Here is a 15515-nt window from a genome sequence, read left to right as displayed (position 1 = left end):
TGATTATCCTTCAGGCCATTATCAGTCTGTGATCACACGCATAAGTTCCGTAATGCCCAAGTCAACCAGTACAAAGAATACAGCCAGAAATACAACAGTCACAATCACTGTAACCGTATATTTGAACAGTTCTCTGCGCGTTGGCCAGGTGACTTTCCTGGTTTCCGTAATGATGCTCCGGAAAAATTTCCCGGTCCCCTTTACAATACCTGCCATGCTTGTTATACCTCCGATTCCTCGTTCTTCATTCCCCTGTGCGCGGTGTGCGTGTATTACAGTGCTGCAGAACTTATTGATTTCGGGCCGTACTGTCTTCTCTCTGTCAGTTCCTGTCCTTTGCTGCCGATGCTGCCGACGTACAGCAGGAAAAATCTTTTTCCTGGCGCTGTTAAACTTATCTTCATTTCGCTTCAGGCGCCCGCGGACAGCGGGCGATCCGTGAGCCGCCTCGTCCGGATACCCGCGCTGCGTGGGCTTACCCGAACGGCGGGCTCAGACAGGAATAATTTCATACACTAAAAGAAAGGCGTCATGACGCCTTTCCTGTCGCAATTCTACTCTTTTTTCAATTTATCACATCACTGCAGGCCTGTCAATAAACACAGGGGCAGATCAGATACTCAGCTTTTTCATCTGCAGGCAATGTTCAAGTTTTCTTTTCACGCGCTGCAGCGCATTATCAACAGACTTGATATGTCTTTTCAGGTTCACAGATATTTCCTGGTAGGTCCGTCCGTCGAGATACTGGCGAAGCACTTTTCGTTCCAGCTCACTCAGCATATGCGATAGTTTTTCCTCGATATCGTCACATTCTTCCCGGTTAATAAACAGCATCTCCGGATCGGAAGAATCATCTTCACCGACAACATCCATCAAAGTCCTTTCAGATTCTTCATCATAAATCGGTTTGTCAAGAGAAATATAAGAATTCAGCGGGATATGCTTCATTCTGGTCGCCGTTTTTACAGCCGTAATCATTTGCCTTGTAATGCAAAGTTCTGCAAACGCTTTAAAAGAAGCGGGCTTGTCTCCCCTGTAATCACGGATAGCCTTATACAGGCCGATCATGCCCTCCTGAATAATATCTTCGTGTTCACCCCCGACCAGAAAATAGGCTTTCGCTTTGGCACGGACAAAATTCTTATATTTAAAAATGAGGTACTCCAGAGCCTCTTTGTTTCCATCCTGGACAATTCTTAGCAAATGTTCATCATCAAGTAACCGAAACGTTGCTGTGTCAGACTGAACTGGATTGTAACTCATTTTCATCCCCCCGGAAACGTTGATGCCTTTGTTTGCGATTATACAGTAAAGAAATTAGAATCGTCAAGAAAATTCAAAAACCTCTGCGCATTTTCTCCAGCTTTTCCCTTATGGTCCGGTCAAGGGGAATCTTTGACCCTTTAGTCTGTGGTCTGGTATCGATGATGGCTTGTTTAATCTGACTGTCAATGGTCCTGATTTCTTCAACCAGTTCCCGTGACGGCATGCGCAGTGCACCCTGCGAGAAAACGGCCCATTGTTCCGCCATGTCAGATGTTGCGACATGGATCCGCGTTTTAACGTTTTTCATTTTTTTAATCAGGCCTTCAATCTTCTGATCTGCCTTTTCACTTTTTTTGGTGTAAATCACTTCTACTCTGGATTTATGCGTCCGGATCTCTTTTCCAGGGATCAGATAAGCGTCAAAGATAATGATGACCCGCCAGCCCGTAACTGCCTGATATTCAGCCATCTTATCAATCAGCATATCTCTGGCATTTTCGAGCTCTTTCTTTTTTAGCGCCTTCAGTTCCTTCCATGCTCCGATCACATTATATCCGTCAACGATCAGAATGTCTTTCAAAATACTCACCCTTGCTTCCGCTGTCTGCGCTGCCTGAATACTTCATACATCATCAGTCCGGCAGCAACTGAAGCATTCAGTGAGGTGACCTTTCCGTTCATCGGAATGTGTATGAAAAAGTCACATTTTTTTCTGACTAACTGCGAAATGCCTGTACCTTCATTACCGATGATGAGGCACACAGGCATCGTATAATCGGTTTCATCATATGATGAATCGGCATCCGCCGCCGTGCCGGCAAACCAGATACCCTTTTTCTTCAACTCATCAATGGTCTGAGCTAGATTGGAAACGCGGGCGACAGGTACGTATTCGATCGCACCTGTTGACGCTTTGGCCACAACAGAGGTCAGACCCACTGATCGCCGTTTCGGGATAATGATGCCCTGACAGCCCGAGGCATCAGCTGTACGCAGAATTGAACCCAGGTTATGCGGATCTTCGATATTATCCAGCATCATAAAGAAAGGCGGTTCATCACGCTTTTCTGCAAGAGCAAATAAATCGCTGATTGTCGCATACCGGTAGGCGGCAATCGATGCCACAACGCCCTGATGCTGTGAAGAGCGGGAAAGCTGATCCAGCTTTTTTCTGGGAACAAACTGCACGGCAATCTGGTGACTTTTTATCAAGTCAAGCAGCTCGCCTAACCCGCGTCCTTCTTTGTTCATCCAGACTTTGTTTATTTCTCTGCCGGATCGGATCGCTTCCGCAACCGGATGACGCCCGATAATCCATTCATCGCTCATCGCTTGCGCCCCCTTCTGTCGGATGATCTGTAAATATTTTCGCCATTATCTCCTGAATGCGATTGCCTTTCCCTGAAAAATACAGATAACCGATCAGAGCTTCAAAACCGGTACTGAAATTATAGGTCTGCACGTCGGTGTTTCTGGGCACGGAATGAGACCTGGTATTACGCCCGCGGCGAACAACGTCCATCTCTTCATCGGTCAGGAAATGCTGTTCCTGCAATTCATGAAGAAAAGTGCATTGTGCCCTGGCTGATACATAATTGACCGTCTGCTTATGCAACTGATGGATCTTTGTTTTTCCGGCACAAATGACATGCTCACGGACATAGACTTCCATAATCGCATCGCCCATGAACGCCAGGACCAGACTGTTGACTGTTGCCGGATCCACCGTTTTTCCTTTAATGGTCATTCTCCGTCCCTCTTCCAGCGAACGCCCTGCGGTGTGTCTTCCAGTATGATGTCCGCTTCTTTCAGCTGCTCTCTGATGCGGTCTGCTACATCAAACTTTTTGGCCTGCCGCGCCTCTTCCCGCTGCCTGATCAGTTTTTCAACATCACTGTCTAATATACTGTCTGATGGTTCGCTTAGTTTCAGTCCAAGCACACCCGAGAGTTCATCGAGCATATTCAGATAAGCAGCGATAAGCGTCAGATCCACGTCCTGCTTCTGCAGGGCAATATTGCTGTCCCGTACGATATCGAACAGGACAGCAATCGCATTGGCCGTATTAAAGTCATCATCCATAGCTTCATGAAACCGATGGCGATAGGCTGCCTCTGTCTCCTTGTCCCCGCTGAGGGTCACGTGCTCCTGCCTGAGCAGATGTTCGAGATTATACCTGGCCGTTTTCATACGGGAGAAGGCCTGCGACGCATCACGAAGCAAAGCATCACTGAAATTAATGGGATGGCGATACTGAACACCTAAAATAAAAAAGCGAATTACCTGCGGGTCAAATTTTTTGATCAGATCATGCACAAGGATTACATTCCCGATTGATTTCGACATTTTCTCGTGATTGATCTGAATATGACCGTTGTGAAGCCAGTACCGCGCCATTGTTTTGTGATGGAGTGCTTCGGACTGAGCAATTTCATTTTCATGATGAGGAAAAACAAGATCCGCACCGCCGGCATGAATGTCGATGGTGTCGCCAAGATATTTTTCTACCATAGCCGAGCATTCAATGTGCCAGCCGGGCCGGCCTTCTCCCCATGGGCTGCTCCATTTGATTTCTCCGGGTTTGGCTGCTTTCCACAGAGCAAAATCAAGTGGATCGTCCTTGTTTTCGCCAATCTGGATACGGGCACCTGATTTCAGGTCATCTATGGACTGGTGAGAGAGTTTTCCATAATCCTTAAATTTCCTCGTCCGGAAATAAACATCGCCGTTAACAACGTAGGCATAACCCTCATCAACCAGTTTTTTTATAAAAGTGATGATTTCATCCATGGTCTCTGTTGCCCTGGGATTGACGGTTGCCCGCTTGACATTCAGGGCATCCACATCACTCAGATATGCTTTAATGAATTGATCAGCAATTTCAGGAACCGGGATGCGACGCTCTTTAGAGGCGTTGATCAGCCGGTCATCGACATCAGTAAAATTAGAAACGTAGTCTACAGAATACCCGAGATACTCAAAGTACCGTCTAACCGTATCGAATACAACCGCGGGACGGGCGTTTCCGATGTGAATGTAGTTGTAGACGGTGGGCCCGCAGACATACATGCGTACTTTTCCTTTCTCCAGCGGAATGAATTTTTCCTTTTTTCTGGTCAGTGTATTAAACACGCTCAGTACCATTATGATCTACTCCTTTTCATGGTTTCCAGTTCTTCTTTCAGTTGTTTGATTTCTGCTTCCAGGCGTGTCATTCTGTCCGCCACGGGATCGGGCAGATCGGCGTGATCCAGATCATGATGATGGATCTTTCGTCCGTTTTGTCTGACGACGCGCCCGGGGATACCTACTACTGTGGAGTCTGGAGGAACATCGTGAAGCACAACCGACCCGGCCCCGACTTTGGAGTGATCGCCCACCCTGATAGAGCCCAGGATGCGGGCTCCCGTTGATATCAGTACGTCATTTCCTATCGTCGGGTGTCGTTTTCCCTTTTCTTTACCTGTACCACCCAGCGTGACTCCCTGAAAAATTGTTACATCATCACCTATTTCGCATGTCTCACCTATAACAATACCCATCCCGTGATCCATAAAAAAGCGGCGGCCGATTTGAGCACCGGGATGAATTTCAATTCCAGTCAGAAAACGGGTGAACTGTGAGAGGGCACGGGCCATGAAAAAAAACTTTTTTTTCCATAACCAGTGAGCCACCCGATGCGCCCAGATCGCATGCAGACCGGAATAAGTCAGGATGACTTCCAGTTTGCTGCGTGCGGCCGGATCCTGATCGAATACATTCCGCAGATCCTCAGCTATAATATTGCGCACCTTCAGATAACACCTCCGTTAATCAATCGAGATAATGAGAAAAACTTGCCGGCGGCCTGTTGCGGGCGTTGCCGGAGATCTCGTTTTTCTTAACCTTTTTTCGAAAAAGTTTCAGACTTTTTTATCATGTGAATAAAAAGGCGCCTTTGTGCCGGCTGACACAAAGACGCCTTAAACGCGGTTCCACTTTGCTTGAGAATCATTCTCCACTCATCGGCCCGTAACGGGGGTACCGTTTTCGTCTACTCCGGTTTCAACGAAAAAACTCAGAGGTGCATTCAGTATCAGTCTGCCTGAGCGGCTCTCACCCGCGGCTGCTCTCTCTGTACCGGCAGACTTGATTCCTACTATTCCTCTTCATCGCTTTTCATGCTATTTTATGCAACAGCCCGGACCCGGGTGATTCAGAATCACCCGACGTGCTGCGTTTCAAGATAATGATCCATACGTTTGATGACCAGATCCCGCCCGAGCAGTTCCAGGGCTTCCGGAAGTTCCGGACCATGCTGGGATCCAGTTGCAACGACGCGGATGGGCATGTACAATTTCCATCCACGCTGTTTCGTCTCCTTCTGAACGACTTTGATCTTCGGTGCGATCTTTTCAGCCGTCCACTCCGTCAGAGTTTTCAGTTCGCGGTTAAATGCAGAAAGAACGTCATGGACCTGATCCCCGGCAAGAATCTTCTTCTCATCTTTTGTCGGCTCTTCAATAGTAATCCGCTTGTTAAAAAACATATTGCTGACTTGAACAATTTCTTCACCATAGTGCAACTGTTCCTGATAAAGCAGGACAACCTTCTCCGCCCATGCTTTCTGTTCCGGAGTCATCTCCCGCGGAAGCAGCCCTTTCTGGATCAGATAGGGTACAGTAAAAGCAATATACTCTTCTTTTGAAAGCTCGTTGATATACTGCCCGTTCATCCATTCCAGTTTAGACTTGTCAAACATCGCCGGTGATTTACTGAGCCGGCCGGCATCAAACATCTTAATAAACTCGTCCCGCGTGAATATTTCGTCTTCACCTTTTGGCGACCAGCCGAGCAGTGTAATAAAATTGAACAGCGCATCCGGCAGGAAACCCATGTTTTTATATTGTTCAATAAACTGAACAATACTGTGATCACGCTTGCTCAGTTTCTTATGATGTTCGTTAACGATCAGGGTCATATGGCCATAAACGGGCGCCTGCCAGCCAAAGGCACGGAAAATAAGAATCTGTTTCGGTGTATTTGAGATGTGTTCCTCACCGCGGAGAACATGAGTCATTTTCATCAGATGGTCGTCGACAACAACAGCAAAGTTGTATGTTGGCACGCCATTCTGTTTCACGATAACAAAGTCACTGACATCGTTGGAATCGAATGAGACATGGCCCTTGACCATGTCGTCAAATTCAATTTTCTGATTCTCAGGAACTCTGAATCTGATCGTCGGTTTGCGCCCTTCGGCAACATATCTGGCAATCTGATCTGCAGTCAGATTGCGGCATTTGCCTGAATAGTGCGGTGCCTGCTTATGGGCCATCTGATATTCACGTTCTGCTTTCAGTTCTTCCTCCGTACAGTAACATTTATAAGCAAGCCCTTTGTCGAGCAGTTCCTGTGCGTATTTTTTATAAATATCGAGTCGTTCCATCTGCCTGTAAGGGCCATAGGGTCCTCCGACATCGACACTTTCATCCCAGTCAAGACCAAGCCACTTCAGAAACTTCAGCTGGCTTTCCACGCCGCCTTCCACATTCCGCTTCTGGTCGGTATCCTCGATACGGATGATAAATTTTCCACCTGCATGGCGGGCAAAAAGATAGTTAAATATCGCGGTACGCGCATTACCTATGTGCAGGAATCCGGTCGGACTCGGTGCATAGCGCACCCTTACTTCTTCAGTCAAGGCATTCACCACTTTCTGTTATTCCTATTCATTTTAGCACGTATCACTGAAGGTAAAACAGTTTTTTGCAATTTTTTACATGCATGCACGGCTCAGGACATGTGCTGGCTCCGGATGGGTCAGTCCTGCTGCAACTTCTCGATGAGGCAGATCGCTTCCGCAGCGATTCCTTCCCCTCTTCCGGTAAATCCGAGCTTTTCGGTCGTTGTCGCCTTGACGTTAATTTGGTCCATATCGATGTTCACGACGGATGCGATTGTGGTTCTCATTTCTGCGATGAAGGGCGCTATTTTCGGGCGCTGGGCAATGACGACGCTGTCAATATTACTGATTGTATAATCTTTTTCCCGGACTAAAGACGCAACATCCGCAAGCAGAATCTTTGAATCTGCATCTTTATAAGCCTCATCGGTATCGGGAAAATGACGACCGATATCCCCCTCGCCCATAGCACCAAGCAGTGCATCACTGATCGCATGCAGCAGGACATCAGCGTCTGAATGCCCGGCAAGCCCTTTTTCATCAGGAATGTGAACACCGCCAATGATCAGTTTACGTCCGTCAGCGAACTGATGGACATCAAATCCGTGGCCAACCCGCATGGTTATTCTCCTCTTCTTCAAAAAACTTTTCTGCTACAACCATGTCCTCCGGAGTTGTCAGCTTAATGTTCCGATAACTCCCCATGACAACCTTCACCGGAAGATCAAGATGTTCAACAAGCGAGGCATCATCAGTTGCCCCGAATGGATGATTGGTCTCCGCCCGATGTGCGCGAAGAATCAGAGACAGGCGAAAAGCCTGAGGCGTTTGTGCCGCCCACAGGCTTTTTCGATCCGGCGTATCGGCAACCTGGCCCCGGCCATCCACCTGCTTAATGGTGTCTTTTACCGGAACAGCAAGAAGTGCTGCGCCATATTCATACGCCTGCTTTGCCGTTTCGGCTATCCCGCGTCGGGTGACGAATGGGCGGGCGCCGTCATGAATAAGAACAATACTGTCCGGATCAGAATCTTCGAGAGCCAGAAGTCCGTGATAGACACTTTCCTGCCGCTCAGCTCCACCCGGCGCAAAATCAATCTTTTTCGTGATCCCGTACGTTTCGATTAATGACCGGAAGGTGTGATATTCAGCATTTTGCACGACTAGAACGATCTTTCTGCAGGATGGATCCTGATCAAAGACACGGAGCGTATGGATGATTACCGGTTCACTGTGCAGGGGGAGAAGGACTTTATTTTGATTCGATCCCATACGCGAACCCTGCCCTGCAGCGACGATCACCGCTTGATAATTCATTATTTTTAAAACCTCCGCAACTGCATCTGTCTTACAGTGCTTTTTCCAGCAATTTCGGTTTGGCAAAAATCATTCGACCCGCAGACGTCTGCAGAACACTGGTAATAATCACATCGATGGTTTTTCCAATATACCTATGTCCTTCTTCTACCACAATCATGGTTCCGTCGTCAAGATACCCGACACCCTGATTCTGCTCTTTCCCGTCTTTTATAACCTGAACCTGAAGCTCTTCTCCCGGTAAAACAACCGGTTTGACGGCATTAGCCAGGTCATTAATATTTAAAACACGTACACCTTGGAATTCACAGACTTTATTCAGGTTGAAATCATTTGTTACAACAATGCCACCTGACTCTTTTGCGAGACGAACCAGTTTGCTGTCCACTTCCGTTATATCATCATAGTCTCCTTCATAAAGATTGACATGGATCGAGTGGTCCTTCTGAATCCGGTTCAGAATATCCAGTCCGCGCCTGCCGCGGTTTCGTTTCAGCACATCGGATGAGTCCGCTATATGCTGCAGTTCTTCAAGGACAAAATGTGGTATAACCATGGTGCCCTCCAGAAAACCCGTCTGACAAATATCAGCTATCCGGCCGTCAATGATCACGCTTGTATCAAAAATTTTATAAGGCGAACCTGTTTCGGACAAACTTAGCTCAGATCTTGCTTCCTTTTTTTTCTCCTTCGAACGGGCAGGCAGATGAAACAGACCAATCAGCTCATCTCGCTTTCTGGATCCGATCTGATAAAAAAGGTATCCGAGAAAAAAATAAATAAAAATGGGAAGGACGTTGCTGATTCCGGGAATATTCAGTGCAGCAAGGGGCAACTGGATCAGGTAGGATATTACCAGCCCGAAAATCAGGCCAAGTGTCCCGAATAAAACATCGGTAATTGGCGCTTTCATAATTCTGTCCTCAAACGTTTTCATTAAATGCACTAATGAGTCCACAAACCAGAATGTCAACAATGTCATGATAACCGCGCCGACTGCCATGCCAATAAACGGGGATGTCAGCCATTCCGGCATTCCTTCACCAAAATTAAGCAGTACGATGATTTTGGGTATATAAACAAAGCCGAGTGTCCCGCCCAGCAGGATGAAAAATAATTGTATTACTCGTTTTAACATATGTGGTCACCTCCTCCACTCAGTATGGACAAAATAAAAAAATAAAAACGGATTTTCGGGATTAACAGATAAAAACCTTTAAAATTACCTGCAAAACAATTGCTGGTTTGTCATTCTGCTAGACTTTGGGTGGGAAAAAGGGCGAATCTGACAGCGGTTCTTCAGTTTTTCCCAGCGCCAGTTGCATAACCTGAACAAGTGAGTCTGCTCCAATGATCTGAATCCCCTCAGGTTTCCGCCACCCACCCATATTTTTTGCAGGAATATACGCTTTGGTAAACCCGAGTTTACTGGCCTCGTTCACTCTCTGTTCGATCCGGGACACCCGCCTGACTTCACCGGTCAGTCCGACTTCCCCAATGAAGATGTCGGTCACACCGGTCGGACGGTTACTGAAACTGGATGCAATGCTGATGGCAGTTGCCAGGTCTGTTGCCGGTTCATCCAGTTTTATCCCGCCGGCAACGTTCACGTAGGCATCCTGGTTCTGAAGCAGGAGCCCGGCTCTTTTCTCGAGCACAGCCATAATCAGTGACATCCGATTATTATCAAGTCCTGCTGCCATCCTGCGCGGGTTCCCGAAATTAGTGGGTGTAACCAGTGCCTGGATCTCAACAAGAATCGGCCGGGTTCCTTCCATGGCGGCGACAACGGCCGATCCTGATGCGCCACTTGTCCGTTCCTGAAGAAATATTTCCGATGGATTTAAGACCTCTGTCAGTCCTTCCTCTTTCATTTCAAACACACCCATTTCATTCGTAGAACCGAAGCGGTTTTTTACCGCCCGAAGGATACGAAATGTGTGATGGCGCTCCCCTTCAAAATATAAAACGGTGTCGACCATATGTTCAAGAGTCCTTGGACCTGCAAGCGCCCCGTTTTTTGTGACATGACCGACAATAAATATGGCGGTTCCGCTGGTCTTGGCGATCCGCAGCAATTGACCTGTGCATTCTCTGATTTGTGAAATACTGCCCGGTGCTGAAGTAACATCAGGATGATAGATCGTCTGAATGGAATCAATAATCATCACTTCCGGATGAACCTCTTTCATATGCATCTCAATCTGACTGATGTCCGTTTCTGACAGAACATAAAGCCCGTCCGAACTGACATTCAGCCGTCCGGCGCGCATTCTGGTCTGCCGAATCGATTCTTCTCCCGATATATACAACACCGTATGGCCATGTGAAGCCAGATGATCGGAAACCTGAAGGAGAAGTGTCGACTTGCCTATGCCCGGGTCACCTCCTACAAGGGTCAGTGATGCAGGGACAATGCCTCCGCCCATCACACGGTTAAACTCCTTCATTCCGGTAATAATCCTTGGTTCCTCATCCAGGGTCACATCAGACAGGAGAGCGGGACGATTATTTTTTTTAACCGGGCCATGAGCGGCGTTTGCCGGCTGTATCAATTCTTCAACCATGGTATTCCAGTTCCGGCACTCCGGACAGCGTCCCATCCATTTGGGGCTTTTATAGCCACATTCCTGGCATATAAATACTGATTTTGCCTTTGCCATTTAATCACCTTGCCTGATTCAATTAAAAATTCGGGATCTATTAAGAAAACCTGACGACTGACAAGTCGCAGACACCGCCAGAAACCTGGTCTTTCCGAACATTTTTTTACTTTCTTAAAGTGCAAAAGAGCCAAGGCTTTTTTCAGGCTTTGGCTCTTTTAGCCGCAAAAACGGTCCGGCCTGCCGGACATCAGGATTTCGCGACTGCTGCTTCTTTTTTGTTAACTGTATAATCACCGTCTTGATAATCAATAACAACATGGGTTCCCTTAGTAATATGCCCCATAAGCAGCTCTTCGGACAATTTATCTTCAACGCGTTTTTGCAGCGCACGACGCAGTGGACGGGCACCGTATTCGGGATCATAACCTTCCTCAACGATCCGGCTCTTAGCCGCATCGGTCAAATCGATGACAATACCCTGGCTGGACAGACGATGTTTCAGACGTTCAGCCAGAAGCGAAACAATCTCCATCAGCTGAGGCTTGGTCAAATGGTGGAACACAATAATCTCATCAATCCGGTTCAGAAATTCAGGTCGGAATGCCCGTTTCAGTTCGGTCATCACCTTCCCCTTCATTTCTTTATATTCCTCTCCCTTGTCTCCGACGGTAAAGCCAACATATTTGTTCCGTTTGAGTTCGGTAGCGCCGACATTTGATGTCATGATGATCGCTGTGTTCCGGAAATCAACGGTCCGTCCCTTCGAATCCGTCAGTCTGCCATCATCCAGTACCTGAAGGAGAATATTGAAAACATCGGGATGTGCTTTTTCAATTTCATCAAAAAGAATCACTGAATAAGGCTTCCGTCGTACTTTTTCCGTCAGCTGTCCGCCCTCATCATGGCCGACGTAACCCGGAGGAGAGCCGACAAGCCGGGAAGTTGTGTGCTTCTCCATATATTCGGACATATCAATACGGATAATCGCTTCTTCATCACCAAAGAGCGTTTCCGCAACCGCCCGGGCCAGCTCCGTTTTCCCCACACCGGTAGGGCCAAGAAAGATAAATGAACCAATCGGACGTTTGGGATCTTTAAGACCTGCCCGTGCTCTCCGGACAGCGTGTGAAATTGCTGTGATCGCTTCATCCTGACCGATAACACGTTTGTGCAGAATTTCTTCCATATGCAGCAAACGCTCGCTCTCCTTCTGTTCCATACGGACGACAGGAATTCCTGTCCAGTTGGCAACAACCAGCGCAATGTCATTTGGAAGCACCTGGGTGTTTTCTTGCCCCTGTTTTTCTTTCCACTCTTTTTCGCAGAGATCTACCTGTTCTTTCAGCTTCTGCTCATGATCACGGAGTGAGGCGGCCTTCTCAAATTCCTGACTTTGAACTGCTGCATCCTTTTCTTTTTTCACCGTCTCAAGCTTCTGCTCCAGTTCTTTAAGGTTCGGCGGAGCCGTATAAGAACGCAGACGTACTTTAGATGAGGCCTCATCCATTAAATCAATCGCCTTATCGGGAAGGAAGCGGTCGGAAATATAGCGGTCTGAGAGGCGTACAGCGGCCTCTATCGCCTCATCCGTAATCTTAACCCGATGATGCGCTTCATAACGGTCGCGAAGTCCCTTTAATATCAGGACCGACTGTTCCCTTGTCGGCTCTTTAACTGTAATCGGCTGGAACCGGCGCTCAAGAGCCGCATCTTTCTCAATATACTTTCTATACTCATCAATAGTTGTGGCTCCGATACACTGCAATTCTCCGCGGGACAGAGAGGGTTTAAGAATGTTCGAAGCATCTATGGCCCCTTCAGCTCCGCCCGCGCCAATCAGCGTATGAAGTTCGTCGATGAACAGAATGATATTGCCTGCCTGTCTGATTTCATCCATTACTTTTTTCAGCCGGTCTTCAAACTCCCCGCGGTATTTTGTTCCGGCCACAACAGTTCCCATATCTAATGTCATGACCCGTTTGTCACGGAGAATCTCGGGCACTTCATTATTATCAATTTCCTGTGCCAGGCCTTCTGCAACAGCGGTTTTCCCGACACCCGGTTCTCCGATCAGAACCGGGTTATTTTTCGTTCTTCTGCTCAGTACTTCAATCACCCGTTCAATTTCCTTACTTCTTCCGATAACCGGATCCAGGTTTCCTTCACTGGCCATAGAAGTCAGGTCCCTTGCCAGGCTGTCCAGAGTCGGCGTGCTGGCATGAGCTGCATTGCGGCTCTGTGAACCACCGGACGTCGCTTCATGACTCCCAAGCAGCTGCAAAACCTGCTGTCTTGCCTTATTCAGGCTGACGCCCAGATTATTGAGTACCCGGGCAGCCACGCCTTCACCTTCACGTATCAGTCCAAGCAGAATATGTTCTGTACCCACGTAAGAATGACCAATCTTTCGTGCCTCATCCATTGACAATTCAATGACCCTTTTTGCTCTGGGCGTATAGTGTGGCGTCTGAACCGTTTCGCTCCCGCGTCCGATCAGTGCCTCCACTTCCTTCTGGATTTTCTCCGGGCTGAGGTTCAACGCCTTGAGCGCCTTGGCTGCGATGCCGTCACCTTCCCGGACCAAACCAAGAAGAATATGTTCCGTGCCGATATTATTATGACCGAGTCTCATGGCTTCTTCCTGAGAGAGTGCAAGCACTTTTTGAGCGCGTTCTGTAAATCGTCCAAACATCATGATTGTGGCCCCCTTTTCATATCCACTGTCCGCAGGATGGATCACATGATTAAAAAAGAAGCTTACCTGTACCTTATTCGAAAAGCTCCTCCGTTGACCACATCCCGCCGACTACCGGGTATCAGACAGGAATACTCTTTCCTGTTCTGTCTATTGTAGTGAACATTCTGTAATGGTTCAACCAAAGTCACTCCAGCTGCCTGTTTTGCATCCCTTTATTTTCAACCACTTACTTATTATTTCTGCACCCTGCTGAAAAATTCCTTCATTCCCTGTCAACAAAAAAATCAGGATCCATGCTCAGGGTGCTGCCTGATCAGCGTCTGTACGTCAGTGACTGCAACATTGCCTTTAAAATATTCGCACGCATTTCGTCTCTTATCGGGATACCGAAGTCGAGCACACCACGATCAGTAGCGCTGAGCATCAGCCTTGCTTCCCTTTCGCTGATGACATCTTCTTCCAGAAGATGAACAATAATCGAGTCGGCCATATTCTCGGTCAGACTGTAGTCAATTAAATGAATCATTTCATCAATTAAGTCGGCATCTGTGACGGGACGGACTTTGATCACCTGAATATAACCACCACCACCCCGTTTACTTTCAACGACATATCCTCTCTCAACAGAAAAACGGGTTTTTAAAACATAATTAATCTGGGAGGGAACACACTGAAATTTTTCAGCCAGCTCACTTCGTTTAATTTTAATCGCATCATCACCTGAGTCCAGTATATCCTTAATATATTTTTCAATAATATCTGAAATGTTCCTCATCGGGGCACCATCTCCCTGACCTTGACTAACTTTGACTATAATTTTATTATGTATGTATTTGCAAAAATAATCAACCTCTGTCATCCCCAATTTGGAAAAATAACGGAACAGGAAGAACTTATGGAGGAGAAATTTGAGGGAGCCTGTCAGCTGTCAGAAGCTTTACTTATCTAAAAATTCTTCCCTGCAAAATTCCCGGCATTCATAAAAGATAAAAAAATTTACGTTGCTTCTTTAACGAGACGGAAGCACCGTAAATTTCACTTTAACTTCATATAACAAAGCTGTAAGTGGAGCCTGGGAGGATCGAACTCCCGAACCTCCTGCGTGCAAAGCAGGCGCTCTCCCGGCTGAGCTAAGACCCCATTCGGACAAAATCCTGTATAAAAAAATCGGGAAGACAGGATTTGAACCTGCGACCCCCACGTCCCGAACGTGGTGCTCTACCAAGCTGAGCCACTTCCCGAAAATGCGCCCTAGAGAACTCGAATCCCCAACCTTCTGATCCGTAGTCAGACGCTCTATCCAATTGAGCTAAGGGCGCAAAATAACAGAATAAATGGTGCCGAGGGCCGGACTCGAACCGGCACGGTAGTCACCTACCGCAGGATTTTAAGTCCTGTGCGTCTGCCAATTTCGCCACCCCGGCACACTGGTAAATGAAATGGAGCGGAAGACGGGATTCGAACCCGCGACCCCCACCATGGCAAGGTGGTGTTCTACCACTGAACTACTTCCGCAATATGTAATATCCGGAATGAATAAATATAATAACAAATGGTGAGCCACGAAGGATTTGAACCTTCGACCCTCTGATTAAAAGTCAGATGCTCTACCCCTGAGCTAGTGGCTCACACAGATTAAAACAGTGCCGGTCAGAGGACTTGAACCCCCAACCTACTGATTACGATTCAGTTGCTCTACCAATTGAGCTAGACCGGCATGAAAATGGAGGATATAGGGCTCGAACCTATGACCCTCTGCTTGTAAGGCAGACGCTCTCCCAGCTGAGCTAATCCTCCATATCGCCTGGCAGTGACCTACTCTCACAGGGGGACAGCCCCCCACTACCATCGGCACAGAAGAGCTTAACGACCGTGTTCGGGATGGGAACGGGTGTGACCTCTTCGCTATGACCGCCAGACTTGAAAATCACCCGGGGCCAGACGACCCCTCAAAACCGGTAAC

14 protein-coding genes, 8 tRNA genes, 1 rRNA gene and 1 other annotated feature are annotated in these 15515 nt (G+C 47.5%); all 23 genes read right to left on the bottom strand.

The window, feature by feature from the left end:
• Positions 1 to 21: 21 nt before the first annotated feature.
• Complete coding sequence (gene secE, locus EWH91_RS10530; protein WP_129929999.1) at positions 22 to 216, bottom strand: preprotein translocase subunit SecE; 195 nt, start codon at positions 214 to 216, stop codon at positions 22 to 24.
• A 396-nt stretch (positions 217 to 612) separates the two neighbouring features.
• On the bottom strand, positions 613 to 1263 hold the full coding sequence (sigH, locus tag EWH91_RS10525; protein ID WP_129929998.1) for an RNA polymerase sporulation sigma factor SigH: 651 nt from the start codon (positions 1261 to 1263) through the stop codon (positions 613 to 615).
• Positions 1264 to 1336: 73 nt separating this feature from the next.
• Positions 1337 to 1846 (bottom strand): NYN domain-containing protein, encoded by a 510-nt coding sequence (locus EWH91_RS10520; RefSeq protein ID WP_129930053.1) that lies wholly within the window; start codon positions 1844 to 1846, stop codon positions 1337 to 1339.
• A 5-nt stretch (positions 1847 to 1851) separates the two neighbouring features.
• Positions 1852 to 2595, bottom strand: coding sequence for a 23S rRNA (guanosine(2251)-2'-O)-methyltransferase RlmB (gene rlmB, locus EWH91_RS10515; protein ID WP_129929997.1), 744 nt, complete (start codon positions 2593 to 2595; stop codon positions 1852 to 1854).
• The gene (locus EWH91_RS10510) at positions 2585 to 3013 is read right to left on the bottom strand and encodes a Mini-ribonuclease 3 (RefSeq protein ID WP_129929996.1); all 429 of its coding nucleotides are present in this window, start codon (positions 3011 to 3013) and stop codon (positions 2585 to 2587) included. Before EWH91_RS10510 ends, rlmB begins: the two co-directional genes overlap by 11 nt.
• Positions 3010 to 4410 (bottom strand): cysteine--tRNA ligase, encoded by a 1401-nt coding sequence (gene cysS / locus EWH91_RS10505; protein ID WP_129929995.1) that lies wholly within the window; start codon positions 4408 to 4410, stop codon positions 3010 to 3012. Before cysS ends, EWH91_RS10510 begins: the two co-directional genes overlap by 4 nt.
• Positions 4410 to 5057 carry a serine O-acetyltransferase gene (gene cysE / locus EWH91_RS10500; protein WP_129929994.1) on the bottom strand — a complete coding sequence of 216 codons (648 nt, stop codon included), beginning with the start codon at positions 5055 to 5057 and terminating at the stop codon, positions 4410 to 4412. Before cysE ends, cysS begins: the two co-directional genes overlap by 1 nt.
• A 159-nt stretch (positions 5058 to 5216) precedes the next feature.
• Positions 5217 to 5427 (bottom strand) — a binding site (T-box leader).
• A gap of 40 nt (positions 5428 to 5467) precedes the next feature.
• The gene (gene gltX / locus EWH91_RS10495) at positions 5468 to 6949 is read right to left on the bottom strand and encodes a glutamate--tRNA ligase (protein ID WP_129929993.1); all 1482 of its coding nucleotides are present in this window, start codon (positions 6947 to 6949) and stop codon (positions 5468 to 5470) included.
• A 119-nt stretch (positions 6950 to 7068) separates the two neighbouring features.
• Positions 7069 to 7551 (bottom strand): 2-C-methyl-D-erythritol 2,4-cyclodiphosphate synthase, encoded by a 483-nt coding sequence (gene ispF, locus EWH91_RS10490; protein ID WP_129929992.1) that lies wholly within the window; start codon positions 7549 to 7551, stop codon positions 7069 to 7071.
• Positions 7529 to 8248, bottom strand: coding sequence for a 2-C-methyl-D-erythritol 4-phosphate cytidylyltransferase (ispD, locus tag EWH91_RS10485; RefSeq protein ID WP_129929991.1), 720 nt, complete (start codon positions 8246 to 8248; stop codon positions 7529 to 7531). Before ispD ends, ispF begins: the two co-directional genes overlap by 23 nt.
• 31 nt (positions 8249 to 8279) lie before the next feature.
• Positions 8280 to 9386, bottom strand: coding sequence for a PIN/TRAM domain-containing protein (locus EWH91_RS10480; RefSeq protein WP_129929990.1), 1107 nt, complete (start codon positions 9384 to 9386; stop codon positions 8280 to 8282).
• A 118-nt stretch (positions 9387 to 9504) separates the two neighbouring features.
• Positions 9505 to 10911, bottom strand: a complete 1407-nt coding sequence (gene radA / locus EWH91_RS10475; protein WP_129929989.1) for a DNA repair protein RadA — start codon at positions 10909 to 10911, stop codon at positions 9505 to 9507.
• A 190-nt stretch (positions 10912 to 11101) separates the two neighbouring features.
• A complete protein-coding gene (gene clpC / locus EWH91_RS10470; protein ID WP_129929988.1) occupies positions 11102 to 13549 on the bottom strand; it encodes an ATP-dependent protease ATP-binding subunit ClpC in 2448 nt (815 codons plus the stop codon).
• A 316-nt stretch (positions 13550 to 13865) separates the two neighbouring features.
• Entirely contained in the window at positions 13866 to 14327 is a 462-nt protein-coding gene (locus EWH91_RS10465) for a CtsR family transcriptional regulator (RefSeq protein ID WP_129929987.1), read from the bottom strand.
• A 291-nt stretch (positions 14328 to 14618) separates the two neighbouring features.
• A tRNA-Ala gene (locus EWH91_RS10460) sits at positions 14619 to 14692 on the bottom strand.
• 27 nt (positions 14693 to 14719) lie between these two features.
• Positions 14720 to 14793 (bottom strand) — tRNA-Pro (locus EWH91_RS10455).
• Between the two features lie 4 nt (positions 14794 to 14797).
• A tRNA-Arg gene (locus tag EWH91_RS10450) sits at positions 14798 to 14871 on the bottom strand.
• Between the two features lie 16 nt (positions 14872 to 14887).
• A tRNA-Leu gene (locus EWH91_RS10445) sits at positions 14888 to 14976 on the bottom strand.
• A gap of 16 nt (positions 14977 to 14992) precedes the next feature.
• Positions 14993 to 15067: transfer RNA gene (locus EWH91_RS10440), tRNA-Gly, on the bottom strand.
• Between the two features lie 38 nt (positions 15068 to 15105).
• Positions 15106 to 15180 (bottom strand) — tRNA-Lys (locus EWH91_RS10435).
• Between the two features lie 16 nt (positions 15181 to 15196).
• Positions 15197 to 15269 (bottom strand) — tRNA-Thr (locus EWH91_RS10430).
• Between the two features lie 7 nt (positions 15270 to 15276).
• Positions 15277 to 15349 (bottom strand) — tRNA-Val (locus EWH91_RS10425).
• A gap of 5 nt (positions 15350 to 15354) precedes the next feature.
• Positions 15355 to 15471: ribosomal RNA gene (gene rrf, locus EWH91_RS10420) — 5S ribosomal RNA — on the bottom strand.
• Between the last annotated feature and the right edge of the window lie 44 nt (positions 15472 to 15515).

It is taken from the genome of Sporolactobacillus sp. THM19-2 (genome assembly GCF_004153195.1).
In the GTDB taxonomy this organism is placed as follows: Bacteria; Bacillota; Bacilli; order Bacillales; family Sporolactobacillaceae; genus Sporolactobacillus.
Note: the sequence above shows the minus strand (reverse complement) of the source record. Positions and strands in the feature narration are given on the sequence as shown.

What these genes read in the sequence shown, in the direction of transcription:
- EWH91_RS10480 (WP_129929990.1), bottom strand. Translation starts at nt 9,386, where the DNA reads ATGTTAAAACGAGTAATACAATTATTTTTCATCCTGCTGGGCGGGACA.
- EWH91_RS10465 (WP_129929987.1), bottom strand. Translation starts at nt 14,327, where the DNA reads ATGAGGAACATTTCAGATATTATTGAAAAATATATTAAGGATATACTG.
- sigH (WP_129929998.1), bottom strand. Translation starts at nt 1,263, where the DNA reads ATGAGTTACAATCCAGTTCAGTCTGACACAGCAACGTTTCGGTTACTT.
- cysS (WP_129929995.1), bottom strand. Translation starts at nt 4,410, where the DNA reads ATGGTACTGAGCGTGTTTAATACACTGACCAGAAAAAAGGAAAAATTC.
- radA (WP_129929989.1), bottom strand. Translation starts at nt 10,911, where the DNA reads ATGGCAAAGGCAAAATCAGTATTTATATGCCAGGAATGTGGCTATAAA.
- EWH91_RS10510 (WP_129929996.1), bottom strand. Translation starts at nt 3,013, where the DNA reads ATGACCATTAAAGGAAAAACGGTGGATCCGGCAACAGTCAACAGTCTG.
- clpC (WP_129929988.1), bottom strand. Translation starts at nt 13,549, where the DNA reads ATGATGTTTGGACGATTTACAGAACGCGCTCAAAAAGTGCTTGCACTC.
- ispD (WP_129929991.1), bottom strand. Translation starts at nt 8,248, where the DNA reads ATGAATTATCAAGCGGTGATCGTCGCTGCAGGGCAGGGTTCGCGTATG.
- rlmB (WP_129929997.1), bottom strand. Translation starts at nt 2,595, where the DNA reads ATGAGCGATGAATGGATTATCGGGCGTCATCCGGTTGCGGAAGCGATC.
- secE (WP_129929999.1), bottom strand. Translation starts at nt 216, where the DNA reads ATGGCAGGTATTGTAAAGGGGACCGGGAAATTTTTCCGGAGCATCATT.
- ispF (WP_129929992.1), bottom strand. Translation starts at nt 7,551, where the DNA reads ATGCGGGTTGGCCACGGATTTGATGTCCATCAGTTCGCTGACGGACGT.